This window comes from Leisingera sp. MMG026, assembly GCF_021654205.1.
In the GTDB taxonomy this organism is placed as follows: Bacteria; Pseudomonadota; Alphaproteobacteria; order Rhodobacterales; family Rhodobacteraceae; genus Leisingera.
The window spans coordinates 1-690 of sequence record NZ_JAKFZM010000146.1 but is presented as its reverse complement, the minus strand read 5'-3'; the positions used below and the strand labels follow the sequence as shown (position 1 = coordinate 690).

1 pseudogene is annotated in these 690 nt (G+C 60.0%); it reads right to left on the bottom strand.

The features are described from left to right. Positions 1-307: 307 nt before the first annotated feature. Positions 308-690 (bottom strand): annotated as a pseudogene (locus tag L1069_RS23895) (transposase); the annotation flags it as partial.

Here is a 690-nt window from a genome sequence, read left to right as displayed (position 1 = left end):
GTTTTGAAGAAGCGTGGCCTAGCTCTAAAGTAGGTGAGTTCTGGACCTGCCGCGCTTTTGAGAGGCGGTCCAGTAGTCCCCCCATTTTTAATGGGGGCCATCCGTAGAATTCAGGCGGCTGTTTTCAACTTCAGGGCGGGTGTCATGCCGCCGATGCCCATGTTGGGCCTGAATGCCTGGCTGGAAGATCGCTGTCTGGCCTATGTCCGGGCGAGCTCGCATCCAGAGATGCGGGACAAAGTAATCTGGGATGTGTTTGAAGAAGAGCGCGCCAGCTTTGTGCCGTATGAGCATGTGCGAGAGGGGGCTTGCGGGCGTTCCACTCACCTTCACCCACAGCTTTGATGCCGGTGCTGTCGACGATAAGATGCAGCGGGCCGGTGCCACTGCGATAGGGCAGGCGCACGTCCAGCGTCCGCTGACGCCGGCACAGGGTGCGTATATCTGGCACCGCACAATTCAGGCCAGCCAGCCACTAGAGACTTTCCACGAAACCCGCGGTCTGCCGAAGCGGCATCCCTCACAGGACGTTCATTCCTCTCGGGACGTTGCTTTGCAATGCCCTGCCGGGCAGTGGTCAGGCAAGTCTGGATCGCTGCGTCACTGAATTGCCGCTGCCGACCCCGTTTGCCGCTTGGAGACGGCCCCCTGATCATCCCGGGATCGAACCAGATCGAAAGCGATCCGCGT